At 64.6% G+C, this 1,596-nt stretch carries 1 protein-coding gene; it reads left to right on the forward strand.

The window, feature by feature from the left end; genetic code table 11:
* The coding region (locus AB4Z42_RS28320; protein ID WP_442012567.1) for a condensation domain-containing protein at nucleotides 1–1,596 on the forward strand (1,596 nt) is incomplete at both ends.

Genomic DNA, 1,596 nt, shown 5'->3' on the forward strand with positions numbered 1-1,596 from the left:
GTGACGTCGGGCGACAGCGCGCTCGGGCCTGTCATCAAGGACGCCAAAGAACAACTTCGCGCGCTGCCCGACGGCCTGACCTACGGGGTGCTGCGCTATCTGAATCCCGATGTCGATCTCGGCGGGGCCGATCCGTCGATCGGTTTCAACTATCTGGGCCGGCTGGGTGCCCGAGCGGCCGATCTTGCCGAGGGTCTGTGGCGGATCGACCAAGAGGATATGTCGATCATCGCCGCGGCGACGTCGGTGCCGACACCACTGGCACACACGGTGGAGCTCAACGCCGGCACGATGGACACCGAGGCTGGGCCACATCTGCACGCGACCTGGACGTGGGCGCCCTCGGCCTTGGATCACCAGCACGCCAGTCGGATTGGCGGGTTGTGGTTCGAAGCCCTCGCCGGCATCTGCGCACATGTGCGTCGGGGCGGCGGCGGGTTGACCCCCTCGGACCTTGTACCTGCGCGGGTGAGCCAACAGCAGATCGACGAGCTGACACAGCAACACCCGATCGCGGACGTGCTGCCGCTGACCCCGCTGCAAAAGGGACTCTTGTTCCAGGCCGGCCTTCTCGAGGGATCCGGCGACGATGTGTATGCGGTGCAATTGGGCATCACTGTGGCCGGTGCGCTGGACGCTGACCGGCTGCGCGATGCGGTGCAGAGCATGGTCAATCGCCATCCTAATCTGGTGCCCCGCTTCAGCCAGGAGTTCGACGAGCCCGTGCAGGTGATCCCGGCGCATCCTGTAATCGGCTGGCAGTACGTCGAATTGGAGGCCGGACCCGACGAACACGACCGGATCGAGCAGGTGTGTGCTGCTGAGCGCGCGGCGGTGTGCGACCTGGCAGGCCAGCAGCCGCTGTTCAGGGCCGCGCTGATCCGTTCATCTGAAGACGAGCACCGGCTCGTGGTGACCATTCACCACATCGTGATCGACGGCTGGTCGTTGCCGGTCCTGCTGCAGGAGATCTTCGCGGGCTATTACGGGCACCGGCTTCCCGAGCCGATGCCATATCGCAGGTTCGTCACCTGGTTGGCCGGACAGGACGGTGATGCCGCGCGCGCGGCCTGGCGTGAGGTCCTGGACGGTTTCGATACGCCGACGCTGGTGGCGCCGCGCGCTGCGGCCGGCGCGCGTGGGGTAGAGACGTATCGGCTCTCCGCTGAGATCACGCAGGCGATTGGAGAGCTAGCCCGCGCGCGGCACACGACGGTCAGCACTGTGCTGCAGTCCGCGTGGGCGCAGCTGCTGGTGACCGTCACGGGTCAGCATGATGTGGCTTTCGGTACCGCGGTTTCGGGTCGACCGGTCGACCTGCCGGGCGCGGAGTTCATGGTGGGTCTGTTGATCAACACCGTGCCGGTGCGCGCGAACATGACTGCGGCGAACACAGTGGCCGATCTGCTGGATCAATTGCAGCGCAACCACAATGAGACTCTTGAGTATCAGCATTTGGCGCTTGGGGAGGTTCATCGGGTTTCGGGTCATGATCAGTTGTTCGACACGTTGTTCGTGTATGAGAATTATCCGGTCGATGCTGGTGCGTTGTTGGGTGCTCAGGAGTTGGCGGTCACCGAGTTCAGTAGTCGTGAG

This window comes from Mycobacterium sp. 2YAF39 (assembly GCF_052114565.1).
Classification (GTDB): domain Bacteria; phylum Actinomycetota; class Actinomycetes; order Mycobacteriales; family Mycobacteriaceae; genus Mycobacterium.